23 protein-coding genes are annotated in these 23,908 nt (G+C 73.8%); 17 read left to right on the plus strand and 6 right to left on the minus strand.

The genetic code is table 11. The annotated features are described in order from the left end of the window. Positions 1-139: 139 nt before the first annotated feature. Positions 140-589: an ATP-binding protein gene (locus ACFY15_RS28495; RefSeq protein ID WP_390689685.1), complete on the minus strand. Its 450-nt coding sequence runs from the start codon at positions 587-589 to the stop codon at positions 140-142. A 197-nt stretch (positions 590-786) separates the two neighbouring features. Between ACFY15_RS28495 and ACFY15_RS28500 the strand changes: the two genes are divergently transcribed. Then, positions 787-1,671 carry a helix-turn-helix transcriptional regulator gene (locus ACFY15_RS28500; RefSeq protein ID WP_366454242.1) on the plus strand — a complete coding sequence of 295 codons (885 nt, stop codon included), beginning with the start codon at positions 787-789 and terminating at the stop codon, positions 1,669-1,671. A gap of 12 nt (positions 1,672-1,683) precedes the next feature. Further along, entirely contained in the window at positions 1,684-1,905 is a 222-nt protein-coding gene (locus tag ACFY15_RS28505; RefSeq protein ID WP_390826312.1) for a DUF397 domain-containing protein, read from the plus strand. A gap of 4 nt (positions 1,906-1,909) precedes the next feature. On the opposite strand, the gene ACFY15_RS28510 is transcribed toward ACFY15_RS28505, so the two are convergent. After that, complete coding sequence (locus ACFY15_RS28510; RefSeq protein ID WP_390689683.1) at positions 1,910-3,091, minus strand: 8-amino-7-oxononanoate synthase; 1,182 nt, start codon at positions 3,089-3,091, stop codon at positions 1,910-1,912. A 180-nt stretch (positions 3,092-3,271) separates the two neighbouring features. Here ACFY15_RS28510 and bioB point away from each other — a divergent pair, with 180 nt between their 5' ends. From bioB to mug, 9 genes are all read left to right on the plus strand, one after another. Further along, on the plus strand, positions 3,272-4,525 hold the full coding sequence (gene bioB, locus ACFY15_RS28515; RefSeq protein WP_390689682.1) for a biotin synthase BioB: 1,254 nt from the start codon (positions 3,272-3,274) through the stop codon (positions 4,523-4,525). Next, positions 4,518-5,852, plus strand: coding sequence for an adenosylmethionine--8-amino-7-oxononanoate transaminase (locus ACFY15_RS28520; RefSeq protein ID WP_390689681.1), 1,335 nt, complete (start codon positions 4,518-4,520; stop codon positions 5,850-5,852). The genes bioB and ACFY15_RS28520 overlap by 8 nt, the downstream gene beginning before the upstream one ends. A 1-nt stretch (position 5,853) precedes the next feature. Further along, positions 5,854-6,573, plus strand: coding sequence for a dethiobiotin synthase (gene bioD, locus ACFY15_RS28525; RefSeq protein WP_390689680.1), 720 nt, complete (start codon positions 5,854-5,856; stop codon positions 6,571-6,573). Between the two features lie 161 nt (positions 6,574-6,734). Further along, the gene (locus tag ACFY15_RS28530; RefSeq protein ID WP_390689679.1) at positions 6,735-7,394 is read left to right on the plus strand and encodes a class I SAM-dependent methyltransferase; all 660 of its coding nucleotides are present in this window, start codon (positions 6,735-6,737) and stop codon (positions 7,392-7,394) included. 576 nt (positions 7,395-7,970) lie between these two features. Beyond that, positions 7,971-9,311 (plus strand): hemolysin family protein, encoded by a 1,341-nt coding sequence (locus ACFY15_RS28535; RefSeq protein WP_390689678.1) that lies wholly within the window; start codon positions 7,971-7,973, stop codon positions 9,309-9,311. Next, entirely contained in the window at positions 9,308-10,327 is a 1,020-nt protein-coding gene (locus ACFY15_RS28540) for a hemolysin family protein (protein ID WP_390689677.1), read from the plus strand. The genes ACFY15_RS28535 and ACFY15_RS28540 overlap by 4 nt, the downstream gene beginning before the upstream one ends. 67 nt (positions 10,328-10,394) lie before the next feature. After that, positions 10,395-11,177 carry an SGNH/GDSL hydrolase family protein gene (locus ACFY15_RS28545; protein WP_390689676.1) on the plus strand — a complete coding sequence of 261 codons (783 nt, stop codon included), beginning with the start codon at positions 10,395-10,397 and terminating at the stop codon, positions 11,175-11,177. A gap of 71 nt (positions 11,178-11,248) precedes the next feature. Continuing rightward, on the plus strand, positions 11,249-12,682 hold the full coding sequence (gene purB, locus ACFY15_RS28550; protein ID WP_390689675.1) for an adenylosuccinate lyase: 1,434 nt from the start codon (positions 11,249-11,251) through the stop codon (positions 12,680-12,682). After that, complete coding sequence (gene mug / locus ACFY15_RS28555; RefSeq protein ID WP_390689740.1) at positions 12,679-13,218, plus strand: G/U mismatch-specific DNA glycosylase; 540 nt, start codon at positions 12,679-12,681, stop codon at positions 13,216-13,218. Before purB ends, mug begins: the two co-directional genes overlap by 4 nt. On the opposite strand, the gene ACFY15_RS28560 is transcribed toward mug, so the two are convergent. Genes ACFY15_RS28560 through ACFY15_RS28570 form a run of 3 tightly spaced genes read right to left on the minus strand, consistent with a single transcriptional unit; the run spans position 13,215 to position 15,380 of the window. After that, positions 13,215-13,652, minus strand: a complete 438-nt coding sequence (locus tag ACFY15_RS28560; RefSeq protein WP_390689674.1) for a hypothetical protein — start codon at positions 13,650-13,652, stop codon at positions 13,215-13,217. The two genes, mug and ACFY15_RS28560, sit on opposite strands and share 4 nt — an antisense overlap. 40 nt (positions 13,653-13,692) lie before the next feature. Continuing rightward, a complete protein-coding gene (locus ACFY15_RS28565) occupies positions 13,693-14,442 on the minus strand; it encodes an ABC transporter permease (protein ID WP_390689672.1) in 750 nt (249 codons plus the stop codon). Positions 14,443-14,468: 26 nt separating this feature from the next. Next, the gene (locus ACFY15_RS28570; RefSeq protein ID WP_390689671.1) at positions 14,469-15,380 is read right to left on the minus strand and encodes an ABC transporter ATP-binding protein; all 912 of its coding nucleotides are present in this window, start codon (positions 15,378-15,380) and stop codon (positions 14,469-14,471) included. Between the two features lie 108 nt (positions 15,381-15,488). On the opposite strand from ACFY15_RS28570, the gene ACFY15_RS28575 reads away from it, so the two are divergent. The 3 genes from ACFY15_RS28575 (at position 15,489) to ACFY15_RS28585 (ending at position 18,556) form a co-directional block, all read left to right on the plus strand. Beyond that, a complete protein-coding gene (locus ACFY15_RS28575) occupies positions 15,489-16,673 on the plus strand; it encodes a sensor histidine kinase (protein WP_390689670.1) in 1,185 nt (394 codons plus the stop codon). Between the two features lie 4 nt (positions 16,674-16,677). Beyond that, a complete protein-coding gene (locus tag ACFY15_RS28580; protein WP_390689669.1) occupies positions 16,678-17,328 on the plus strand; it encodes a response regulator in 651 nt (216 codons plus the stop codon). 76 nt (positions 17,329-17,404) lie between these two features. Beyond that, entirely contained in the window at positions 17,405-18,556 is a 1,152-nt protein-coding gene (locus tag ACFY15_RS28585; protein ID WP_390689668.1) for an ROK family transcriptional regulator, read from the plus strand. A 125-nt stretch (positions 18,557-18,681) separates the two neighbouring features. On the opposite strand, the gene ACFY15_RS28590 is transcribed toward ACFY15_RS28585, so the two are convergent. Next, positions 18,682-19,434, minus strand: a complete 753-nt coding sequence (locus tag ACFY15_RS28590) for a GntR family transcriptional regulator (RefSeq protein ID WP_390689667.1) — start codon at positions 19,432-19,434, stop codon at positions 18,682-18,684. A 318-nt stretch (positions 19,435-19,752) separates the two neighbouring features. Between ACFY15_RS28590 and ACFY15_RS28595 the strand changes: the two genes are divergently transcribed. The 3 genes from ACFY15_RS28595 (at position 19,753) to ACFY15_RS28605 (ending at position 23,891) form a co-directional block, all read left to right on the plus strand. Continuing rightward, positions 19,753-20,604, plus strand: a complete 852-nt coding sequence (locus ACFY15_RS28595) for an alpha/beta fold hydrolase (protein WP_390826313.1) — start codon at positions 19,753-19,755, stop codon at positions 20,602-20,604. A 129-nt stretch (positions 20,605-20,733) separates the two neighbouring features. Next, positions 20,734-22,332, plus strand: coding sequence for an alkaline phosphatase D family protein (locus ACFY15_RS28600; RefSeq protein ID WP_390689665.1), 1,599 nt, complete (start codon positions 20,734-20,736; stop codon positions 22,330-22,332). Between the two features lie 143 nt (positions 22,333-22,475). Further along, positions 22,476-23,891, plus strand: a complete 1,416-nt coding sequence (locus tag ACFY15_RS28605) for a GNAT family N-acetyltransferase (RefSeq protein WP_390689664.1) — start codon at positions 22,476-22,478, stop codon at positions 23,889-23,891. Positions 23,892-23,908: the final 17 nt, after the last annotated feature.

Consider the following 23,908-nt stretch of genomic DNA (forward strand, 5'->3'; position numbering starts at 1 on the left):
GCCATTGGGGCAAGCCCGCGGGCCACACCCTAGAGCCGGTACTTTTCCGCCGGGTTAACCCACGTTTCCGGCAGGTGCCCGGTTCATCCCGCCGGGGGCCGCGCCCCCGTCTTCGTATACGGCCGCCGGCCCCGCCGGTTCAGCGGCCGCGCGCCGCCCCGGCGGGCGCGCCGGCCGGCCAGGGCAGGGAGATCCAGACGGTCTTGCCGCCGTCCTCGGTGGGGCTGACCGACAGCCGGCCGCCCGCCTCCGCCGCCAGCCAGCGGATGATGACCATGCCCCGGCCGTTGTCCTGCTGGACCGCGGCGGGGAGCCGACGGGGCCAGCGCGGGTGGCTGTCGGTCACGCCGACGCGCAGCCACTCCTCGCGCTCCAGGCGCAGGTCGACGGTGAAGGTGGGCGACTGCCCGAAGGTGTGCTGGACCGAGTTGGTCGCGAGCTCGGAGACCACCACGCGCACGGTGTCGGCGGTGTCGGCGTCCTCGGGGAGTCCCCAGTCGCTCAGGACCTGCGCGGCGTAGCGGCGGGCGGCGGCCACCGAGACCGGGTCGCTCGGCAGGGTGACGGATGCTTCCAGCTGATCTGCCATGGCGACGTCCCTTTCCCACCGGGACGGAGCCGCCCCGGTTCTGCGCTGAGCGCCAGAGTGCCATCCATCGTCCCGCTGTTTCCTGTGTTCCCCCAAGATATGCATATATCTGTCGCCCAATGCGGTGAACTCTGCTACGGAAGAGCGTATTTGGACGGCAGACTGGTGCGATCTGTGCCGGTGGAAGGAGAGCGGGTATGCAGCACGGTCCCGCGGTGCGTCGGCGCAAGCTCGGCGAGGAACTGCGCGCACTGCGCGACCGCACCGGGCTCACGAGCGGCGAGGTGGCCCGCATCGTCGGATGGCACCAGTCGAAGGTCAGTCGGATCGAGACGGGCCGCAGTGGCGTGAAGACGCAGGACATCCGGCTGCTCCTGGACGCCTACGGGGACGTGGTGAGCCCCCAGCAGCGCGCCCTGCTGGAGGCGCTGGGCGCTTCGGCGGCGGGGCCCGCGGCGGGCGGCGAGGAGGCGCGCGGCCGCCAGTGGTGGCACGACTACCGCGGCCTGCTCCCGCAGGAGTACCGGGACTTCATCAGCCTGGAGGCGGGGGCCCGCTCGGCGCGGACGGTGGAACTCTCGGTGGTGCCGGGCCTGTTGCAGACCCCGGAGTACGCGCGGGCCGTGACCCGGGCCGCGCTGGGCGGGCTTCCGGAGCCGAAGGTGGACGCGCTGGTCGACGTACGGCTGGCCCGGCAGGCGGTGCTGCGGGCGGATCCCCCACTGGAGCTGAGCGCCGTGCTCGACGAGGCGGTGCTGCGCCGGCAGATCGGCGGGCCGGGGGTGATGCGGGAGCAGCTGCGGCACCTCGCGGAGGTGGCACGCCTGCCCCAAGTGCACCTCCAGGTGCTGCCGTTCACCGTGGGGGGCCATCTCGGCCTGACCGGACCGTTCGTCATTTTCTCATTTCCGAACATCGCCGATCTGGATGTGGTGGTGCTCGACCATTTGACGAGTAGCCTCTATCTGGAGCGGAAGGAAGACCTAGAGGCGTACAGCGCCGCGTTCCGCACCATCCAGGCGCACGCCCTCCCGCCCCGTGACTCGTCGGATCTCATCAGCTCACTCGCTGACGACGCGTAAGGAGGCACCCCCGTGTCCGCAACCCCCTTATCCACCAGCGGACTTCTGAACAGCGCGCGGTGGCGGCGGAGCAGCCGCAGCACCGGAATGAACAACTGCGTGGAAGCGGCCGCCCTGAGCGGCGGCCTGCTGGCCGTCCGCGACTCCAAGCGGAAGGACGGCCCGGCCGTGTTCTTCACCGGGCCGGCCTGGGACGGCTTCCTCGCCTCCGTACGGACGGACGTGCGCGCGTGACGTCCTACCGCTGAACCGGTTCCGTGGCCCCGGCCGGAGCGGTCCGCAGGACCGTGGCGACGGCACGGCCGATCTCCTCCCCCGTGAGATCCGCCCGGGCCGTCAGCCGCAGCCGGGAGATGCCGTCCGGCACCGACGGCGGACGGAAGCACCCCACGGACAGTCCCTCCTCGCGGCAGTCGGCGGCCCAGCGCAGTGCCGCCGCGGCCGACGGGGCCCGCACCGACACCACGGCCGCGTCCGGCCTGGCCGCGGTCAGGCCGGACGCGGTGAGCCTGCCGTACAGCTCGGCGGCCACCTCCCGGACCCGGTCCGCGCGCTGCGGCTCCCGCCCCAGCAGGCGCAGGCCTGCCAGCGCCGCGCCCGCGGCGGCCGGGGCCAGCCCGGTGTCGAAGATGAACGCGCGGGCGGTGTTGACCAGGTGCCGGATCACCTTGGCCGGCCCCAGGACCGCTCCGCCCTGGCTGCCCAGCGACTTGGAGAGGGTCATCGTCGCGACCACGCCGGGCACGCCCGCGAGCCCGGCCGCGTGCAGGGCGCCCCGGCCCCCCTCGCCCAGGACCCCGAGCCCGTGCGCGTCGTCCACGAGCAGGGCGGCGCCCGCCTCCCGGCAGGCAGCGGCGTACGCGGCGAGCGGGGAGGCGTCCCCGTCGACCGAGAACACCGAGTCGGTCACCAGCAGGGCGCGGCCCCCGCGCCCGGCGAGGACCTTGCGGACCTGTTCCGCGTCCCCGTGCGGGGTCACCTCCACCTCCGCCCGCGAGAGCCGGCAGCCGTCGACGATCGAGGCGTGGTTCCCCGCGTCGGAGACCACCAGGGTCCCCCGGCCGCTCAGCGCGGTCACCGCAGCGAGGTTCGCGGCATATCCGGACGAAAGAACCAGGGCCGCCTCGAAACCGGCGAAAGCGGCCAACTCCCGCTCCAGTTCGGTGTGCAGCTCGGTCGTCCCGGTGACCAGGCGCGATCCGGTGGCCCCCGCACCCCAGCGCTCAGCCGCCGCACAGGCGCCGCGCACGGTCTCGGGGTGCCGCGAAAGGCCGAGGTAGTCGTTGCTCGCGAGGTCCAGGAGGGGCGAGTCGGCGGGGCGCGGGCGCAGGGTCCGCACCAGCCCCGCCTCCTCGCGCCGGCGCTCCGCGCCGTCGATCCAGGCGAAGACGTCCTCGGGTTCCGGGGTGGGCTGGGTCATCGGCGGTCCTCGCGTCGCGTCTCGCGATGTGTCTCGCGTTTTGTCGGCAGTCGACAGATCTGCTCGACCCTATCCGCCCGTGACCCAAGGGGCCGGTGTGGCGATCCACACACTCCCTTCCGGCCATGTTGTCCGTTCTCTCCTTGGCCGGGAGTGGTCGCGTGGGACAGGATCGGGCGCATGGACCTGCTGAACACCCTGGTGGAAAAGGGACTGCGGCGCGAGCTGCCGACCCGCGAGGAGGCGCTCGCCGTTCTGGCGACCTCCGACGACGAACTGCTCGACGTGGTGGCCGCTGCCGGCAAGGTGCGCCGCCAGTGGTTCGGGCGTCGCGTCAAGCTGAACTACCTGGTCAACCTGAAGTCGGGGCTCTGCCCCGAGGACTGCTCGTACTGCTCCCAGCGCCTGGGGTCGAAGGCCGAGATCCTCAAGTACACCTGGCTGAAGCCGGACGAGGCCTCCCAGGCCGCCGCGGCCGGCGTCGCCGGCGGCGCCAAGCGGGTCTGCCTCGTGGCGAGCGGCCGCGGCCCGACCGACCGCGACGTGGCCCGCGTCGGCGAGACGATCGCCGCCATCAAGGAGCAGAACGAGGGCGTGGAGGTCTGCGCCTGTCTGGGCCTGCTCTCCGACGGCCAGGCCGAGAAGCTGCGCGACGCGGGTGCGGATGCCTACAACCACAACCTCAACACCTCCGAGGCCACCTACGGGCAGATCACCAAGACGCACACCTACGCGGACCGCGTCGACACCGTGCAGAAGGCGCACGCGGCGGGCCTGTCGGCCTGCTCCGGCCTGATCGCCGGCATGGGCGAGAGCGACGAGGACCTGGTCGACGTCGTCTTCTCGCTGCGCGAGCTGGACTCGGACTCCGTGCCGGTCAACTTCCTGATCCCCTTCGAGGGCACCCCGCTGGCCAAGGAGTGGAACCTCACCCCGCAGCGCTGCCTGCGGATCCTGGCGATGGTCCGGTTCGTCTGCCCCGACGTCGAGGTACGGATCGCCGGCGGCCGCGAGGTGCACCTGCGCTCGATGCAGCCGCTCGCGCTGCACGTGGCCAACTCCATCTTCCTCGGCGACTACCTCACCAGTGAGGGCCAGGCCGGCCAGGCCGACCTCGACATGATCGCGGACGCCGGCTTCGAGGTGGAGGGCGCCGGCACCACCACCCTGCCCGCGCACCGCGCGGACGCCGCCGCGGCCGCGGCCGCGGCCCACGCAGGCGGCGTGTGCGGCTCCGCGGCGGGCTCCGGCGGCTGCGGGCCGGCGGCCGACGCGGAGGCCCCCGGCTGCGGTTCGGCCTGCGGCGGCTGCGCCGGGCACACCGCCGGGGCTCCGGCCGAGGCCCCCGCGCAGGCCGAACCGGGCGAGGTGCGTCCGGACCTGGTGGCGGTGCGCCGCCGCGGAGCGGGGACGGATCTCGCCCCCAATGCGTGACCCGTACCCCCTGCACGACCCGCTCGACCCCGCTTCCGCCACGGCCGGTCTGCTGGCCCTGGACCGGCAGCACGTCTGGCACCCGTACGGCCCGATGCCCGGGCGGCAGGAGACCCTCGTGGTCTCCTCCGCCTCGGGGGTCCGGCTGCGCCTCGCCGCCCCGGCACAGGGGCGGGAGGAGCTGGTCGACGGCATGTCCTCCTGGTGGTCGGCCATCCACGGCTACAACCACCCGGTGCTGAACGAGGCGGCCTCCGCCCAGCTGGGCCGGATGTCGCACGTGATGTTCGGCGGTCTCACCCACGAGCCCGCCGTCCGGCTGGCCTCCCGGCTCGTCGAGATCACCCCGCCCGGGCTGGAGCACGTCTTCCTCGCCGACTCCGGGTCGGTCTCCGTCGAGGTCGCCGTCAAGATGTGCCTGCAGTACTGGCGTTCGCTGGGCCGGACGGGCAAGACCCGGCTGCTGACCTGGCGCGGCGGCTACCACGGGGACACCTGGCAGCCGATGGCCGTCTGCGACCCCGAGGGCGGCATGCACGAGCTGTGGCAGGGCCACCTGCCCCGGCAGGTCTTCGCGGACGCTCCGCCCGGCGACTTCGACACCCCCGTGGACCCGGCGTACGCCGCCCACCTGCGCGCGCTGGTCGCCGCGCACGCGGACGAGCTGGCCGCGGTGATCGTCGAGCCGGTGGTGCAGGGCGCCGGCGGGATGCGCTTCCACAACCCGGGCTACCTGCGGGTGCTGCGCGAGCTGTGCGACGAGTACGGGGTGCTGCTGGTCCTGGACGAGATCGCGACGGGCTTCGGCCGTACGGGCGCGCTGTTCGCGGCCGACCACGCGGGCGTGACCCCGGACGTGATGTGCCTCGGCAAGTCCCTGACCGGCGGCTACCTCACGCTCGCCGCCACCCTGTGCACGGAGCGGGTCGCCGAGGGGATCTCGCAGGGCGAGGTCCCGGTGCTCGCGCACGGGCCGACCTTCATGGGCAACCCCCTCGCCACGGCCGTGGCCCTGGCCTCCGTCGACCTGCTGCTCGGCCAGGACTGGGCGGGCGAGGTCGAGCGGATCGGGACGGGCCTGCGAAAGGGCCTGGCGGAGGCCTCCGGGCAGCCGGGGGTCAAGGACGTACGGGTGCTGGGCGCGATCGGCGTGATCCAGCTCGACCGCCCGGTCGACGTCTGGGCCGCCACCCGGGCCGCGGTCCGCGAGGGCGTGTGGCTGCGCCCGTTCCGCGACCTGATCTACACCATGCCGCCGTTCGTCACCGGCGACGCCGACGTCGCCCGTATCTGCCGCGCGGCCGTCGCCGCGGCCCGGGAAGGCTGAGATGTCCGTGATCGTCGTGTCCGGTACGGGCACGGAAATCGGCAAGACGGTGGTCACCTCGGCCATCGCGGCGGCGGCCGTGGCCGCCGGCCGGTCGGTGGCGGTGCTCAAGCCCGCGCAGACCGGCGTGGGACCGGACGAGCCGGGGGACGCTGCCGAGGTCGTCCGCCTGGCCGGTCCGGCCGTGACCGCGCTGGAACTGGCCCGCTATCCCGAGCCGCTGGCCCCGGACACCGCCGCGCGGCGCTCCGGGCTGCCGGCGCTCGCCCCGGCGCGGATCGCCGAGGCGGCCGCCGGTCTGGCGGCGACGCACGACCTGGTGCTGGTGGAGGGCGCGGGCGGGCTGCTGGTCCGCTTCGACGAGGAGGGCCACACCCTGGCCGACGCGGCACGGCTGCTGGCGGCGCCGGTACTGGTGGTGGCCCCGGCGGGCCTGGGCACCCTCAACTCCACGGCCCTGACGGCCGAGGCCCTGACCGCGCGGGGGCTGCGCGGGCTAGGCGTGGTGGTGGGCAGCTGGCCGGCCTCCCCCGACCTGGCCTCCCGCTGCAACCTGGCGGACCTGCCGAAGGCCTCCGGCCTCCCGCTGCTGGGCGCCGTCCCCGAGGGCTCCGCCGCCCTGGCGCCGCCCGCCTTCCGCGAGGCCGCCCCGGACTGGCTGGCCCCGCGGCTGGACGGCACGTGGTCGGCGGAGTCCTTCCTGGCCGCCTGGCCGGCCTGACCCGGAGGCCGACCGCTTGAACAAACCGACCCGGGGTCCGCGGGGCCGGTTCGGCACCGGACCGGTTTCGCGGCGGAGCGGGGCGGGGAACAGGCCCCGGTGGGCACACGCGCTCCCGTGTGCCCGCGTGCCAGCCCCCGATCCGCGCCCGGAGGCCGTCTATGCCCGCCCACGCCCCCGATCCCGTCCACCACCCCTGCTTCGCCCGGTTCTACGCCCGCGCCAGTACCGCCGCCGAGACCCGTGCCGGGATCGGGGCGCTGCGCGAGGAGCTCCTGCGGGGGGTGTCGGGCCGCGTCATCGAGATCGGAGCCGGCAACGGCCTGAACTTCGCGCACTACCCGCGCTCCGTCTCCGAGGTCGTCGCCGTCGAACCGGAGCGCACCCTGCGCCGGCTCGCGGCGGCCGCCGCCCTGCGTGCCGAGGTGCCGGTGGACCTCGTACCGGGTGTCGCCGAGGCCCTCCCGGTCAAGAGCGAGGCCTTCGACGCCGCCGTCGCCTCGCTCGTGCTGTGCACCGTGCGGAACCTGCCGCGCGCCCTCGGCGAGCTGCACCGGGTGCTGCGTCCCGGTGCCGAACTGCGGTTCCTGGAGCACGGGATCGCCCCCGGTCCGGGGATGGCCTCCGTTCAGCGGGCGCTCGACCGGACGGTCTGGCCGCGCCTGTTCGGCGGCTGCCACACCGCCCGCGACCCGCTCGCGTCGATCGAGGCGGCCGGCTTCCGGATCGTCTCCCACCGCTCCTTCCGCCTGCCCGAGCGCGGCCCGTCGCTCCCCACCTCGTACTGCGTCATCGGCTCGGCCCGCCGCTCCTACGACTAGAGGGCCTGGCCGGTGGTGCCCCGGGAGGCGTGCGACGCGCCTCCCCGGGACGGGGTGGGATCGGGCGGCCGCGAGGCTGATCCGGTCGTTGGGGACGACCCGCTTCTGGCCCCGGTCCGCGGAGTCGCACGGCTTCGGGGAGACGTTCGGGGTGTGCCCCAGGCGTTGGCAAGGCAGTACCGGCCGGGGGCGGTGGCCTGCCGCACGGCGCTCGCCGCCCCCGCCCCGCCGGCCCGGGCCAATACTCTCGGGGCAGACGCTCGGCATGTGGTGAACGGCCGGAAGGGCCATATCCGGCGGCGAGCGGCCGACCCGGCGGGTCCGGATCCCCTCGGGGTGGCATCCGGCCGCGCCCCACGCGCCCACTCGGCCACAAGGGCGAGCCATCGGCTTTGCCTTTCCTTTACCATGTGCTCAGAGGTCCTCCCGGACCCCTCGGAAACCCTCCGAGCCCTCCCGACCCGAAAGGTGTGAGCGTCCGCCCATGGGCGAGCCTCCCGGTCCCCGGCATCCCCGCGCGCGACACCGCGCGGCACCCCCCGTCCTGGCCGATCATGGGACGGAGGTGATCGACCGATGACCGAAGTGCTCCTGCTCGTCGTGGCGCTGCTGCTCTGCCTTGCCTGCGGGGTCTTCGTCGCCGCCGAGTTCTCGCTGACCACCGTCGAGCGCAGTGAGCTCGAGCGGGCCGTGGAGCGCGGCGAGCGCGGCGCGGACAGCGCTCTGGCCGCCGTCCGCAGCCTGACCTTCCAGCTCTCCGGCGCGCAGCTCGGCATCACCGTGACCGGCCTGGTCATCGGCATGATCTCCAAGCCGTCGATCGCCGCCCTGATCTCGGGTCCCCTCGAGGCCGTGGGTCTGTCCGCGTCGGCCGCCTCCTCCACCGCCCTGGTGCTCGGCACGGCCGTGTCGACCGTGGTGCTGATGGTGGTCGGCGAGCTGGTCCCCAAGAACTGGGCGATCTCCTCCCCCCTGGCCGTCGCCAAGCGCGTGGCGACGATGCAACGGGTCTTCAGCCGTACCTTCAGGCCGCTGATCAGTCACCTCAACACCACCGCCAACCACCTCGTCCGCCGGTTCGGGCTGGAACCCGCCGAGGAGCTGGCCTCCGCGCGCAGCCCCGAGGAGCTGGTGGCGCTCGCCCGGCACTCCGCCAAGGCGGGCGCGCTGGAGAAGGACACGGCGGAGCTGTTCGTGCGGACCCTGAACCTGGCCGACCTCACCGCCGAGAACGTGATGACCCCGCGCGTGCAGGTCACGGCCCTCGACGTGCAGACCACCGCCGAGGACGTGGCCAACGCGACGATGGCCACCGGCCTGTCGCGCTTCCCCGTCTACCGGGGCAGCCTCGACACGGTCGTCGGGACCGTCCACATCAAGGACGTCCTGGCCCTTCCCGCCGAGGAGCGCCGCGGCCACCCGGTGTCGCAGCTGCTGCGCGAGCCCCTCCTCGTACCGGAGTCGCTGACCGTCGACCGGCTGCTGGACCGGCTGTCCGGGAAACAGACGATGGCCGTGGTGATCGACGAGTACGGCGGTACGGCCGGCGTGGCCACCCTCGAGGACATCGTCGAGGAGGTCGTCGGCGAGGTCCGCGACGAGCACGACCCGCACGAGACCGCCGACCTGGCACCGGCCGGCACGGACGAGTACGGCCGGACCCTGTACTCCGCCGACGGCGCCGCGCGCACCGACCAGCTCCGGCGGATCGGGCTGCGCGTCCCGGAAGGCCCGTACGAGACCCTGGCCGGGCTGATAGCCGCCGAACTGGGCCGGATCCCGGCCGTCGGAGACCGGCTGGAGCTGGACGGCTGGCGTCTGGACGTGGTCGACGCGAGCGGCCGGCGCGCCGCCCGCGTGCTGCTGCACATGCCGACCGAGGTGCCCGGCGACGAGGGCCCGGAGGGGGACCGATGACCGCGATCCAGCTGCTGATCGGCCTGGCGACCCTGGTCGTCAACGCCTTCTTCGTCGGCGCCGAGTTCGCGCTGATCTCGGTCCGGCGCAGCCAGATCGAACCGTACGCCGAGCAGGGCGACCGACGGGCCCGCGCGGTCGTGTGGGGCCTGGAGCACGTGTCCGCCCTGATGGCGGCGGCCCAGCTGGGCATCACCCTGTGCACCCTGGTGCTGGGCGTGGTGGCCGAGCCGGCCATCGCGCACCTGCTGAGCCCGCTCCTCGACGCCGCCGGGGTGCCCGCCGGAGTGACGCACGCGATCTCCTTCGTGATCGCGCTGGCGCTGGCCACCTACCTGCACATGCTGTTCGGCGAGATGGTGCCCAAGAACGTGGCGCTGGCCGAGCCGGTGCGGACCGCGCTGCTGCTGGGGCCGCCGCTGGTGGCGATGACCCATGCGCTCAAGCCGGTGATCTTCGCGATCAACGCCTTCGCCAACGCCCTGCTGAAACTGCTGCGGGTGGACGCGAAGGACGAGGTCGCGGCCACCTTCTCGGACGACGAGCTGGCCAGGATGGTCAAGGACTCCAGCGACGCCGGACTGATCGACGGCCGGGCGAGCGAGCGGCTGCACGACGCCCTGGAACTGGGGCGGCGGCCCGTCGCCGACGTGGTGCTGCCCGTGGACCGGGTGGTCACGGCCCGGCAGGGCATCACCGCCGCCGCGCTGGAGCGGCTGTCGGCCGAGTCGGGCTACTCCCGCTTCCCCGTGGTCGACGGGCAGCGGCGGATCCTCGGCTACCTGCACGTCAAGGACGCCCTGGACGCGCTGGAGCGCGACGAGCCCTTCCCGGTGTCGGAGCTGCGCCCGATCGCCCAGGTGCGGGCGGAGACCCCGCTGGACGACGTGCTGACCGCCATGCGGGCCAGCCGTACGCACCTGGCGGCGGTCCTCGGCGCGGACGGGGCCATGACGGGGCTGGTGACGATGGAGGACGTCCTGCGCGAGCTCTTCGGCAGGCCGGCCTCGGCGTAGCCCTTCTCCCGGTCGCGGTGTCCCGGCTCCGCGGCGCCGGGATACCGCGCGGTAGCATCGCTGCGCCATGGGGATGAATGCGTCTTACACCAGTTTCGTCGCGGTCGGCGACTCCTTCACCGAGGGAATGTCCGACCTGCTCCCGGACGGCTCCTACCGGGGCTGGGCCGACCTCCTCGCCGCCCGGCTGGCGGCGCGCGAGCCGGACTTCCGCTACGCGAACCTCGCGGTGCGCGGGAAGCTGATCGGGCAGATCGCCGAGGACCAGGCACCGGCCGCGGCGGCGATGCGCGCGGACGTGGTGACCCTGGTGGGCGGACTGAACGACGCCCTGCGCCCCAAGGTGGACATGGGGCGCGTCCGGGGCCATCTGGAGGCCGCGGTGGAACTGCTGGCCCCCTCCTGCGGGCGCCTGGTCCTGATGCGCTCGCCGGGCCGGCACGGTCCGGTGATGGAGCGCTTCCGGCCGCGCATGGAGGAGCTCTTCGGCATCCTGGAGGAGCTCGCCGCGCGCCACGGCGCACTGCTGGTGGACCTGTACGGGGCTCCGGTGCTCGGGGACCCACGCCTGTGGGACACCGACCGGCTGCACCTGACGGCCGAGGGGCACCGGCGGGTGGCCGAAGCCGTCTGGCAGGCCCTGGGCCTGCCCGCCGAGGACGACTGGGCGGCGTCCCTGCCGCCGGCCTCCACCCCGGGATGGGGCGTACGGCGCGGCGAGGACCTGCGTTTCGCGAAGCGGCACCTGCTGCCCTGGATCGGCCGCCGGCTGACGGGCCGCTCCTCGGGCGACGGCCGCCCCCCGAAGCGGCCGGAGCTTCTGCCATACGGAACCCCGCCCCTCTTGTAGCAAGCCACAATTGCGGGTGGTGCCCCCACCTGCGTAAACGCACAGCTCCGGCCCCAGTAGAATCCCTACACGTGACAGCCAAGCCCCGCATCCCCAATGTCCTGGCCGGCCGCTACGCCTCCGCGGAGCTCGCCGTCCTGTGGTCCCCCGAGTACAAGGTGACGCTGGAGCGGCGGCTGTGGCTCGCCGTCCTGCGCGCCCAGAAGGACCTCGGCATCGAGGTCCCCGACGCCGCTCTCGCCGACTACGAGCGCGTCCTGGAGACCGTCGACCTCGCCTCCATCGCCGAGCGCGAGAAGGTCACCCGGCACGACGTGAAGGCCCGGATCGAGGAGTTCAACGCCCTCGCCGGCCACGAGCACGTCCACAAGGGCATGACCTCCCGCGACCTCACCGAGAACGTCGAGCAGCTGCAGATCCGGCTCTCGCTGGAGCTCGCCCGCGACCGCACGGTCGCCGTGATGGCCCGCCTCGGCAAGCTCGCGGGCGAGCACGCCGAGCTGGTCATGGCCGGCCGCTCCCACAACGTCGCCGCGCAGGCGACCACCCTGGGCAAGCGCTTCGCGACCGCCGCCGACGAACTGCTGGTCGCCTACGACCGCCTGGAGAACCTGCTGGAGCGCTACCCGCTGCGCGGGATCAAGGGCCCGGTCGGCACCGCCCAGGACATGCTCGACCTGCTGGGCGGCGACGCCGCCAAGCTGGCCGACCTGGAGCAGCGCATCGCCGCCCACCTCGGCTTCTCCCAGGCCTTCACCTCGGTCGGCCAGGTCTACCCCCGCTCCCTCGACTACGACGTGGTCACCGCGCTGGTGCAGCTGGCCGCCGCCCCGTCGTCGATCGCGAAGACGATCCGCCTCATGGCCGGCCACGAGCTGGTCACCGAGGGCTTCAAGCCCGGCCAGGTCGGCTCCTCCGCGATGCCGCACAAGATGAACACCCGCTCCTGCGAGCGCGTGAACGGCCTGATGGTCATCCTGCGCGGCTACGCCTCGATGACCGGGGAGCTGGCCGGCGACCAGTGGAACGAGGGTGACGTCTCCTGCTCCGTGGTCCGCCGGGTGGCCCTGCCGGACGCCTTCTTCGCCTTCGACGGCCTGCTGGAGACCTTCCTGACGGTCCTCGACGAGTTCGGCGCCTTCCCGGCCGTCGTGGCCCGCGAGCTGGACCGCTACCTGCCGTTCCTCGCGACCACCAAGGTGCTGATGGGCGCGGTGCGCGCCGGCGTGGGCCGCGAGGCCGCGCACGAGGTCATCAAGGAGCACGCCGTCGCCTCCGCCCTCGCCATGCGCGAGCAGGGCGCCGAGCGCAACGAGCTCCTCGACAAGCTCGCGTCCGACGACCGGATGCCGCTGGACCGCGCGCAGCTGGACGCCCTGATGGCCGACAAGCTGTCCTTCACGGGCGCCGCGGGCGACCAGGTAGCGAGCGTGGTCTCCCGTATCGAGGCCATCGCCAAGAAGCACCCGGAAGCCGCCGGCTACGCCCCCGGGTCGATCCTCTGACCCCCGAAGAGCTCGAAGCCGCCCGCGACCGCGTCCTCCCGGACGTGGTCGCGGGCGGTCTGCGTGTGCTGTTCTGCGGTATCAACCCCGGCCTCCTCTCAGCCGCGACGGGCCACCACTTCGCCCGCCCCGGCAACCGCTTCTGGCCGGTCCTGCACCTGTCCGGCTTCACCCCCCGCCTGCTGGCCCCCGCCGAACAGCAGGAGCTGCTCTCCTACCGCCTCGGCATCACCAACGTCGTCGCCCGGGCCACCGCCCGCGCCGACGAGCTGAGCGCCGAGGAGTTCCGGGAGGGCGGGCGGATCCTGACGGCGAAGGTGGAACGGCTGCGACCCCAGTGGCTGGCCGTGGTAGGGATCACCGCCTACCGCACCGCGCTCGGCGAGCCGAAGGCCGTCATCGGCCCCCAGGAGCGCACCATCGGCACCACCCGGATCTGGGCCCTGCCCAACCCGAGCGGTCTCAACGCCCACTGGACCGCCGCCTCCATGGCCGAGGAGTTCGCCCGCCTCCGCGAGGCCGCGAAGGGCCGCTAGGGCGGGTCGGTCACGGTGATCCCCGCCGTCAGCAGGTAGGGGAACTCCTTGTCCCACTGGGCGACGTACACAGCCAGCCACCGCTCCCCGACCCGCCACAGGTGCACGTGGTCGGTGGTGTTGCAGACCTCGTCCCAGGGCTCCGGTATCTCCTCCCCGGCCAACTGCCGGTCCAGCAGGGAGCCCACGGCGAAGACCTGCGGCTCACCCCACCGGTCGGTCAGGAGCTGGACCAGCGCCCCGTACTCGGCGTCGATCTGGTCGGCGGCCTCCTCACGGCCGGACCCGTCGTCGTCCCAGAACTCCCGGGTCCGGCTGAGCGTGACCAGGAAATGCCCCGGGCCACCGCCTTGCCCCGGGCCCCCCTCCGGCACGGTCGGGAAGGCCGTGGCCCGGAGCCTGTCGATCGTGTCGAGGTGCTCTGCCGTGGTCATGGCGTCAGTATCGCGGCGGCCACTGACAACTGGCCGTGTGTCAGGCCGCCCTGCGCCGCACCGCCACCCAGCCTCCGGCCAGGGCCGCCCCGGCCCACACGGCCAGGACTCCCAGTCCGCTCCACGGCCCGAGCCGCCCGTCCGTGGCGCTGTGCATCACCAGCTGTCCGGCCCGGTCCGGCAGGAACTCGGCCACTCCGCCGGTGGCCGCGCCGACGATGAAGGACACCATCAGCACGAAGGGTATGAGCAGGCTCAGCACGAGCGCTCCGCTGCGGAGCAGGGCGGTCAGTCCGGCCGCGAACAGGGCGATCAGAGTGAGGTAGAGGCCGCTGCCGACGATCGCGCGACAGGTGCCGGGATCACCGAGGCGGATGGCGTGCGAGCCCGTGAAGGCCTGGCCGGCGACGAAGGTGAGGAGGCCGGTGACCTGGCCCACGGCGAGGGCGAGTCCGCCGATCACCGCCATCTTCGAGAGGTAGAAGCGGGTGCGGCTCGGCACGGCCGCCAGCGAGGTGCGCAGGGCGCCGTTGTGGAACTCGGCCGACAGGGCGGTCGTGCCGAAGGCCATGGCGGCGACCTGGCCCCAGACGATGCCGTAGTAGGAGGCGAAGAGGGGGTCGTCCCCCAAGGCACCTCCGTCGGCATCGGCCGTCGCGGCGGCGGCCAGCGTCTGGATGCCGACGGATATGGCCAGGATCATGATCAGCGCCGCCAGGCTGCCGCGAAGGGACCGTATCTTGATCCATTCCGAGTGCAGGACGGGGCGGGTGGGCAGAGCGGTGCTCATGGCGGTGCCTCCTTCGGTACGAGGGGTCAGTGGGTGGCGGCGAACTGGGCGTGTTCGGCGGTCAGATCGAGGTAGGCCTGCTCCAGCGAGGCCCGCTCGTCGGCGAGTTCCAGCACGGGTATGCCCTCCGCGGCCGCGAGCCGGCCGAGGCGCTCGGCCTGTATGCCCTCGACCGTCCAGCGCCCGCCTTCGGCCCCGGCCAGTTCGAACCCCTCCCGGGCCAGCGCCTCCCGGAGCCGGGCCGGCTCGGAGGTACGCAACCGCACCCGCGGGGTGCTGCGGGCGTCGATGAACTCCTCCATCGACGTGTCGGCCAGCAGCCGGCCGCGCCCGAGGACGACGAGGTGGTCGGCGAAGGCGGCGGTCTCCGACATCAGGTGGCTGGAGACCAGGACCGTGCGGCCGTCATCGGCCATCTCGCGCAGCAGCTGGCGGATCCAGACGATCCCCTCGGGGTCGAGGCCGTTGGTGGGCTCGTCGAGGAGCAGGACCTCCGGGTCGCCCAGCAGCGCCGAGGCGATGCCCAGGCGCTGGCGCATGCCGAGGGAGAAGGACTTGATCCGCCGGCCGGCCACCGAGGCGATGCCGGCCTGCTCCATCACCGCCCCCACCCGGCTCGCCGGGATGCGGGCGGCCGCCGCCAGCATGCGCAGGTGGTCCCGCGCGGTCCGTCCTCCGTGCGCCGCCTGGGCGTCGAGGAGCGCCCCGACCCGGCGGAGCGGGTCCCGGAGGTCGTGGTAACGCTCTCCGCCGATGGTGGCCGTGCCCGAGGTCGGGCGGTCCAGGCCGAGCAGCAGGCGCATCGTGGTGGACTTCCCGGCGCCGTTGGGTCCGAGGAAGCCGGTGACCCGTCCGGGTACGACGTCGAAGGTGAGGTGGTCCACCGCCGGGGAAGGACCGTATGCCTTGGTCAGTTCTCGGAACTCGATGCTGTTCATGGCTTCAAGACTCCTCGCCGGCCGCTCCCCCTCCCTCCCCCGTGCGGGGGTCCCGTCTCCCCCGTACGGGGGAGACGCCCGCTGATCGGGCGCTGCGACCATGAGGGCATGTACCGACGACTCCTGCGCGCTCTGCTCCGACCGGTGACCTACTCGCGCTGGTTGCACCTGTGCGTACCCGTGCTGCTGCTGGCCATATGGCTGTTCATAGCGCCCGGGATGCCGTGGATGCCGCTGCTGATCGTCGTGCCGTTCGGCTTCGTGCCCTGGGTCCGGACGGCAGAGGGGCTCCAGGCGCAGTTCCTGCTCGCCCCGTACGAGCGCGACAGCCCCGACGGCACGATAGGCACGGAGCCGTCCGCGCGCTGGGGCGACCGCTGGCGGACGCTGCTGTGGCTGGAGACCAGGATGCTCTTCGCCTCGGCCGCCGTCTTCGTCACGGTCTGGCTGCCGGTCACCACCGTCGACCTCATCGGGTTCGCCCTCGGACGCGGACCGAACGAGGACCTGCACTGGCTGCTGCCGTCCCCGCTCCCCGCGTGGGCCGCGGTACTGCTGGCGCCCCTGCCACTGGTCCTGCTCATGGTGATCGTGGTGCTGCTCGGCGAGCTGATCACCCTGGTGGCCGGCCGGCTGCTGGGCCCGTCGGCGGCCGAGCGGCTCACCGCGCTGGAGGCGCGCACGGAGCAGCTGTTGGAGCGGACCCGGATCGCGCGGGAGCTGCACGACTCCATCGGGCACGCCCTGACCGTGGCGGTGGTCCAGGCCGGGGCCGCGCGGGCCGCCGGCGACCCCGAGTTCACCGCCCGCGCGCTCAGTGCGATCGAGGAGACGGGCCGGGCCGCGCTGGAGGACCTGGAGCGGGTGCTGCTGGTACTGCGGGAGTCGCCGCAGCCGGCGTCGCAGCGGCCGACCCTGGCGGAGGCGGACCGGCTGCTGGAGTCGGCCCGCGTCTCCGGGGCCGCGGTGGACGCCGAACTGACGGGACCGTTGGAGAAGTTGCCCGGCCCCGTCACCCGTGAGGGGTACCGGATCCTGCAGGAGGCGCTCACGAACGTGCTGCGGCACTGCGGTCCCGTTCCGGTCCGTGTCCGGATCGCGATGGCCGACGGCCGGCTGGAGCTGGAGGTGACGAACCCGCTGCCGGAGCGCCCCTCCGTCAGCACGGGCGCGGGAAGCGGCCTGCGCGGGATGCGGGAGCGGGCCTCGCTGCTCGGCGGCGAGGCCGAAACCGGTCCCCACGACGGCGGTTGGCGGGTGCGCGCGCGGCTTCCGCTGGAGCGAATACGCTGACCGGATGCCGGTTACCGTACTGCTCGTCGACGACGAACCCCTGGTGCGCGCGGGTCTGCGCGCGGTCCTGGACTCCCAGCCCGACATCGAGGTGGTGGGCGAGGCCGCCGACGGAGCCTCCGTCATCCCCCTGGTCCGCCAACTCCGCCCGGATGTGGTGGCGATGGACGTGCGGATGCCCCTGCTCGACGGGATCGAGGCGACCCGGGCCGTCCTGCGGTCGGTGGACTCGCCGCCGAAGATCATCGTGGTCACGACCTTCGAGAACGACGAGTACGTCTACCAGGCGCTGCGCGCGGGGGCGGACGGGTTCCTGCTGAAGCGGGCCCGGCCAGCGGAGATCGTGCACGCGGTACGGCTGGTGGCGGAGGGGGAGACGCTGTTGTTCCCCTCCGCCGTGAGGTCCCTCGCCGCCGAGTACGGGAACCGGCGGGCGCGCGCCGTCCTGGCGCATGCCGCGCTGACCGAGCGGGAGGAGGCGGTGCTGCGGCTCATGGCGCGCGGGCTGACCAACGTGGAGATCGCCCGCGAGCTGATCGTCGGAACGGAGACGGTCAAGTCGCACGTCAGCGCGATCCTGGGCAAGCTGGGGGCGCGTGACCGGACCCAGGCGGTCATCACCGCGTACGAGTCCGGGTTCGTCTCGCCGGGCTGAGGGGACTGCTTCTCGCCGCCACGCCGGTGGCGCAGTACGATCCGGCTGACAGGGCCGCTAGCTGGGAGGACACACGTTGGGGCAGCTGACCGGCGGGGATCCCTCTCTGCTCAGGCGGATCAATTCGGCCGTGGTGCTGCGCGCGTTGCGCGCGGCCGAGTCGCCGACGCTCACCGACCTCACCCGGGTGACCGGGCTCTCCCGGCCGACGGTCGAAGGGGTGGTGGAGGGCCTGATGGGCGCGGGCCTGGTGGTCGAGGCCGACGCGGAGGAGGGGGCACGGCGGCAGGGCAGGCCGGCGAGGCGGTTCCGCTTCCGGGCCGAGGCCGGCCACCTGCTGGGTGTCGAGATCGGCTCGCACCGGATCGCGGTGCTGCTGTCCGGGCTGGACGGCCGGGTGATCGGGGCCGGGACGAAGGACGTGGCCGAGACCGCGTCGGCCGACGAGCGGCTGGAGCGCGTCAGGGCGGCGGTGGCCGATCTGCTGCGACGGGCCGGTATCCCGCGCGACTCGCTGCGGGCGGTCGGGGTCGGCAGTCCCGGCATCGTGGAGGCCGACGGAACGGTCCGCCTCGGGACGGCCCTGCCCGGCTGGACCGGCCTGCCCCTCGGGGAGCGGCTGCGGCGCTCGTTCCGCTGCCCGGTACGGGTGGAGAACGACGCCAACGCGGCTGCCGTCGCCGAGCACTGGAAGGGGGCGGCGCGGGACACCGACGACATGGTGTTCGTGATGGCCGGTCTCAGCCCGGGTGCGGGCTCCCTGATCGGCGGTCGGCTGCACCGCGGCTTCGGCGGCGCGGCGGGCGAGATCGGCGCGCTGCACCTGCTGGGCCGGGAGGCCACCCCGGAGCGGCTGCTGTCGACGACGGGCGAACCGCTGCATCCGCTGGACGAGCCGGCGGTCGCCGAGGTCTTCGCGATGGCCAGGCGGGGCGACGAGCGGGCGGTGGCCGCCGTGGAGCGGTTCCTCCAGCGGCTGGTGCACGACGTGGCGGCGCTGGTGCTGGCGATGGATCCGGAGCTGGTCGTGGTCGGCGGGTGGGCGGCCGGCCTGGACGGGGTGCTCGATCCGCTGCGGCGGGAGCTGGAGCGGTACTGTCTGCGGCCGCCGAGGGTGGCGCTGTCCCTGCTGGGGGAGGCCGCCGTGGCCACGGGGGCGTTGCGGCTCGCCCTGGACCACGTGGAAGAGGAGCTGTTCGCGGTGGAGAAGACCGTCACCGCCCGGTGACCCCCTCCGGTTCGGCGGTGGCCCCGTCCGGCGGGGCGGCCGCGCCCGCGCTGCGCGGAGCGGTCCACCCGCCCCGGCTCCGTTTCCGCTTCGGACGCGGGTGGGGCGGTGAGCGTCTCCGCCGGTCAGGAGGCGGCGCGGGTCTCCGTGATCTCCACGCCCGTGTCGCCGAAGGTGAGGCGGCAGGTGTCGGCGCGGTAGGTGGCCACCGAGACCGCGGCCGTGCCCTCGGCGGTGAAGTAGCGGGTGGTGACCAGGAGCACCGGGGCGCCCGGCAGGCGGTCCAGTTCCTTGGCGTCGTCGGCGCGGGCGGAGCCCAGCTCGACCGAACGGTCCTGCCCGTCCAGCTCCAGCCGCTGGAGTTCCCGCAGGACGGCGCGCGCCCGCGCGGGCCCGGCGGGGGCGTCGATGGCGGAGAGCCCGGGCACGGAGGCGGCGGGTACGTAGAGCAGCTCGGCCGCGACGGCCTGGCCCTGGGTGACGCGGGTCCGGCGGACGGTGTGGACGGGCTGGTCGGCGGCGGTGCCCAGCAGCGCGAGGACCGCGCCCGCGGGAACGGCGTCGACGGCGTCCACGGCCTCCCAGCCGTCGGCGCTCTCGCCGGGCCAGCTGTGCCCGGCGCTGCCGACGGCGACGCCCACGCGCGGCGGGGCGACGGTCGTGCCGACGCCGCGGCGGCGCTGCAGGCGGCCTTCGAGTTCGAGCTGCTCCAGGGCCTGCCGCAGGGTGGCGCGGGCGACTCCGAAGCGGGCGGCGAGCTCACGCTCGTTCGGCAGGACCTCACCGACCGCGAAGTCCCGGTCCAGCGCCTCGCTGAGCACGGTCTTGAGGTGCCAGTACTTCGGCTCCGGTACCGATTCGAGCTGCGTGGTCCCCACCCTGACTCCTCCTGCAATCGCCGCCGTCACCGTGTCGGGCGGCAGTTCCAGCGGCAGTTCCGCGCCGCAGTTCCGCGCCTTTGTTTATTAAAGGTTCCTGCACTATCCCTGCGACCATAGGACGGCACCCCCCCTTGGTCAAGACCAATCCTGGCCACCCGGCCGGGCAGATCGGGCATATGTAGCAAGACGTTCACAGGATGTTCGTGCTCGACGCACGTTTCCCGAAGGCTCCGCCCAGCCGGCTACCGGACGGTAATGATGAGGGCGGTCCCTCCGACGGCCCGTCCCACTCGCGTCCACCCGATGAGGAGCAGCATGACCGCCACCGTCTCCTTCCCGATCGATTCGCCGCTCGGCCCCCGCACCGCCACCGTCGCCTACGAGCGCAAGGGCGCGGGCGAGCCCCTCCTCCTGCTGCACGGCATAGGCCACCACCTCCAGGCCTGGCACCCGGTCTCCGACGTCCTGGCGGCCGAGTACGACGTGATCGCCGTCGACCTGCCCGGCTTCGGCGCCTCCGAGCCCCTGCCGCCGGGGGTCCCGTACGACCTCGCGACCGTCGCCACGGCCCTCGGGGCGCTCTGTGCCGCGCTCGGCGTCGAGCGCCCCCACCTCGCGGGGAACTCCCTCGGCGGGCTGCTCGCCCTGGAGATGGGGCGCCTCGGCACCGCCCGCTCCGTCACCGCCCTCTCCCCCGCCGGGTTCTGGTCGGAGGCCGAGCGGGTCTACGTCTTCACCGCCCTGCTCGCGCTGCGCGCCGGCGCCCGGGCCCTGCCCCGCCAGGCCCTGGAGCGGCTCGCGCGCACCACCGCGGGCCGCGCCGCGCTCACCGGCGCCATCTACGCCCGCCCCGGCCGGCGCGCCCCGGAGGCCGTGGTCGCCGAGACCCTCGCCCTGCGCGGGGCCACGGGCTTCCGGGGGACGCTGGCCGCCGGCGGATCCGTACGGTTCGACCACGACCTGCCCGGACTGCCCGTGACGATCGCCTGGGGCTCCCGCGACCGGCTGCTGCCGCCCCGCCAGGGCGTGCGCGCCAAGCGGACGGTCCCCGGGGCCCGGCTGGTGCGGCTGCGGGGCTGCGGGCACGTGCCGATGAACGACGATCCGGCGCTCGTGGCCCGGGTCGTCCGCGAGACGGCGCGCGCCGCCGGGCACGGAGGGGCGTGACCGCGGGAGCCCGCTGACGTGATCCGCAGGCGGGTGTTCATCCGCGGTTCGCGTGGGCGACCCGGCCGGTCTGGTGTGCGACGCCACACTGGACCGGCCATCCCCCCAGCCGCCCCTGGAGCCGCACCCATGGCCTCGATGCCCCACACCCGACGGTCCCTGCTCGGCGGGTCGCTCGCCGTCCCGGTGGGCCTGGTCCTGTCCACGGCGCTCGCCGCACCCGCGCTGGCCGCCTCCCCCCGGGTCCCCGCCTTCACCCGCTCCGGCCGCCCGGCCGCCCTCTGGGGCGTCCAGTGCGGTGAGATCACCGCCCACTCGGCCACCGTCTGGGTGCGCTCCGACCGGCCGGCGCGGATGTACGTCGAAACCTCCCCGAGCGAGTCGTTCCGTTACGGCGTCCGCCGCCACGGCGGCCCCTTCCTCGGCCCGGCCACCGACTTCACGGGCACCACCACCCTGCGCGACCTGCCGCCAGGCCGGCAGATCCACTACCGGGTCGTCCTCACCGACCCCGACGACCCCCGCCGTTGCAGCGAGCCGGTCCGCGGCGGCTTCCGCACCACGCCCGTCTCGCGCCGCCAGGACATACGCTTCCTGTGGTCCGGGGACCTCGCGGGACAGGGCTGGGGCATCAACCCCGAGCTGGGCGGCTACCGCGTCTTCGACGAGATGCGGCTGCGCGACCCCGACTTCTTCCTCTTCAGCGGCGACACGATCTACGCCGACGGGCCCCTCAAGGCGGCCGTGCCGCTGCCCGACGGCCGCGTCTGGCACAACGTCACCACCGAGGAGAAGGCCAAGGTCGCCGAGACCCTCGACGAGTTCCGCGGGAACTTCCGCTACAACCTGCTCGATCACAACCTGCGCGCGTTCTACGCCCAGGTACCGGTCCTGGCCCAGTGGGACGACCACGAGGTGCGCAACAACTGGTATCCGGGCCAGTTCCTCGACGACCCGCGCTACACCGTCAGGGACGTCGACACGCTCGCGGCCCACGCCCGCCAGGCCTTCGGCGAGTACTTCCCCGTGACCGACCTGCGGGGCGGGCGCGCCGAGGGCCGGATGTACCGGGTGCTGCGGCACGGTCCGCTGCTGGACGTGTTCGTGCTCGACATGCGCACCTACCGCGACGCCAACTCCCCCGGCCGCCAGACCGACGACCCGGTCGGCATCCTCGGCACCGAGCAGCTGGCCTGGCTCAAGCGGGAGCTCTCCCGCTCCCGGGCGACCTGGAAGGTGATCGCCGCCGACATGCCGCTGGGCATCGTGGTCCCCGACGGGGCCGTGGACTTCGAGGCGGTCGCCCAGGGCGATCCGGGGGCCCCGCTCGGGCGCGAGCTCCAGATCGCCGACCTCCTGCGCCACATCAAGCACCAGCACATCACGGGCACCCTCTGGCTCACCGCCGACGTCCACTACACCGCCGCCAACCACTACGCCCCCGAGCGCGCGGCCTTCTCCGACTTCGCGCCGTTCTGGGAGTTCGTCTCCGGCCCCGTCGGCGCGGGCGGCTTCCCGGCCGGCAGGCTGGACGCGACCTTCGGGCCGCGGACCGCGTACGTCCAGTCGGCGCCGGTCGCCAACATGTCCCCCGCGGAGAACCCCCCGTACTACGGCGAGGTCCAGATCGACGGCGACAGCGGGGAACTCACCGTGCGGTTGCGCCGCCAGGGAGGGGACGTACTCTTCACCCAGGTGCTCCAGCCGGGCCGCGTCGGCCAGCCGTGAGGCACTGGCCCGGCCGGTCCCGACCGCGGCGCCACCGGCTGAAACCCATTGGAAAACCGGGAGAAACGGGCCAGAGCGACACTTAACCAGTCGGTCACAGATCGTTCGTGGTCACGCAACACCCGGGCGTCACAGTGGTCTGCATGACTGACCGTAAGCGCGCCACGGCCGCCCCGCACCCCCACCGCCACCACTGGCGCCGGGACCTCGTCGAACTCGCCGCCCTCTTCTGCGCCGTCGCGGTCGCCGACGGCATCGCCAATCTCGTCGCGCACGGTCCCCGCGGCCCGCTCCTGCTGGTCGCCTCGGCCGTCGCGCTGCTGGTGACGGCGGGCTTCCACACCTGGTGGGCCCGCCGGCACAGCCATGCGCCACCGGCCGCCGGGGATCCCGCCGGTCCGTCCCCGGCGGACCGGCGGGAAGCGTCCGCGCCCGCCGCGCCCTCCGCCGGCGCCCTGTGGCGGATGCGGACCACCGTGCGCGACGAGCCCGGCAGCCTCGCCTCGCTGTGCACCGCGCTCGCCCGCAACGGAGTGGACATCCTGACCCTCCAGACCCACCCCCTCCCCGAGGGCGGCACCGTCGACGAGTTCCTGCTGCGCGCGCCCCAGCACCTGGCCACCGCCGACCTCACCCGGGCCGTCGCCCGGGCCGGCGGCCGCAGCACCTGGATCGAGCGCGCCGACGCCCACGACCTGGTGGACACCCCCACCCGGGTTCTGGGCCTGGCCACCCGCACCGCCCTGGACGCGGCCGAACTCCCCCTCGCGCTGCGCCAGCTGCTGGGCCGCTGCACCATCCAGTCGATCCCCGCCACCACCCTCTCGGGCCGTCCCAACACGGGCGGCGACGCCCCCGTGGAGGGCGTCCTGGAGGCCACGGTGATGCGGCTGCGCGACCCCTCGGGCGGTGCGATCACCGTGGAACGCCCGTACCTCCCCTTCACCCCCACCGAGTTCGCCCGCGCCCGCGCCCTCGTGGAGCTCGACGCCCGCCTCGGCCCCCGCGTCCCCCGGAGCCAGGACGTGCTGACCCTCCCCGAGGGCAACGAGATCACCGTGCGCCGCGCCGACGGCTCCGACCTGGCGGCCGCCCGCGCCATGCACGACCGGTGCAGCGAGCGCACCCTCGCCCTGCGCTACCACGGCCCGGTCGCCGACGCCGACCGCTACCTCGGCCACCTGCTCAGCCCGCGCTTCGGCCGCACCCTGGCCGCCACCACCGCCTCCGGCCGGCTCGTCGCCCTCGGCCACCTGCTGTGGGACGGGGACGAGACCGAGGTGGCGCTGCTCATCGAGGACGACTGGCAGCGCCGGGGCATCGGTTCGGAACTGCTGCGCCGACTCCTTGCGATGGCCGTCGAGGCCGGTTCCGACAGCGTGTACGCCGTGACGCAGGCGTCCAACACCGGCATGGTCGCGGCCATGCGCGGGCTCGGCCTGCCCCTCGACTACCAGATCGAGGAAGGCACCCTGGTGATCACGGCCCGGCTGGACCCGGCCAAGGCCCTCAGGCGTCCGGAATCCGGGCTCCGTCAGGAGAACAAGCCCGTATGGTGATGACGTAGGGGTGTCGG

Origin of the sequence: Streptomyces sp. NPDC001373, assembly GCF_042895815.1 — a bacterium.
In the GTDB taxonomy this organism is placed as follows: domain Bacteria; phylum Actinomycetota; class Actinomycetes; order Streptomycetales; family Streptomycetaceae; genus Streptomyces.

Bases quoted from the DNA above. Each gene is read 5' to 3' on its own strand.
- ACFY15_RS28495 (WP_390689685.1), bottom strand. From the start codon at position 589: ATGGCAGATCAGCTGGAAGCATCCGTCACCCTGCCGAGCGACCCGGTC.
- ACFY15_RS28500 (WP_366454242.1), top strand. From the start codon at position 787: ATGCAGCACGGTCCCGCGGTGCGTCGGCGCAAGCTCGGCGAGGAACTG.
- ACFY15_RS28510 (WP_390689683.1), bottom strand. From the start codon at position 3,091: ATGACCCAGCCCACCCCGGAACCCGAGGACGTCTTCGCCTGGATCGAC.
- bioB (WP_390689682.1), top strand. From the start codon at position 3,272: ATGGACCTGCTGAACACCCTGGTGGAAAAGGGACTGCGGCGCGAGCTG.
- ACFY15_RS28520 (WP_390689681.1), top strand. From the start codon at position 4,518: ATGCGTGACCCGTACCCCCTGCACGACCCGCTCGACCCCGCTTCCGCC.
- bioD (WP_390689680.1), top strand. From the start codon at position 5,854: ATGTCCGTGATCGTCGTGTCCGGTACGGGCACGGAAATCGGCAAGACG.
- ACFY15_RS28530 (WP_390689679.1), top strand. From the start codon at position 6,735: ATGCCCGCCCACGCCCCCGATCCCGTCCACCACCCCTGCTTCGCCCGG.
- ACFY15_RS28535 (WP_390689678.1), top strand. From the start codon at position 7,971: ATGACCGAAGTGCTCCTGCTCGTCGTGGCGCTGCTGCTCTGCCTTGCC.
- ACFY15_RS28540 (WP_390689677.1), top strand. From the start codon at position 9,308: ATGACCGCGATCCAGCTGCTGATCGGCCTGGCGACCCTGGTCGTCAAC.
- ACFY15_RS28545 (WP_390689676.1), top strand. From the start codon at position 10,395: ATGGGGATGAATGCGTCTTACACCAGTTTCGTCGCGGTCGGCGACTCC.
- ACFY15_RS28560 (WP_390689674.1), bottom strand. From the start codon at position 13,652: ATGACCACGGCAGAGCACCTCGACACGATCGACAGGCTCCGGGCCACG.
- ACFY15_RS28565 (WP_390689672.1), bottom strand. From the start codon at position 14,442: ATGAGCACCGCTCTGCCCACCCGCCCCGTCCTGCACTCGGAATGGATC.
- ACFY15_RS28570 (WP_390689671.1), bottom strand. From the start codon at position 15,380: ATGAACAGCATCGAGTTCCGAGAACTGACCAAGGCATACGGTCCTTCC.
- ACFY15_RS28575 (WP_390689670.1), top strand. From the start codon at position 15,489: ATGTACCGACGACTCCTGCGCGCTCTGCTCCGACCGGTGACCTACTCG.
- ACFY15_RS28580 (WP_390689669.1), top strand. From the start codon at position 16,678: ATGCCGGTTACCGTACTGCTCGTCGACGACGAACCCCTGGTGCGCGCG.
- ACFY15_RS28595 (WP_390826313.1), top strand. From the start codon at position 19,753: ATGACCGCCACCGTCTCCTTCCCGATCGATTCGCCGCTCGGCCCCCGC.
- ACFY15_RS28600 (WP_390689665.1), top strand. From the start codon at position 20,734: ATGGCCTCGATGCCCCACACCCGACGGTCCCTGCTCGGCGGGTCGCTC.
- ACFY15_RS28605 (WP_390689664.1), top strand. From the start codon at position 22,476: ATGACTGACCGTAAGCGCGCCACGGCCGCCCCGCACCCCCACCGCCAC.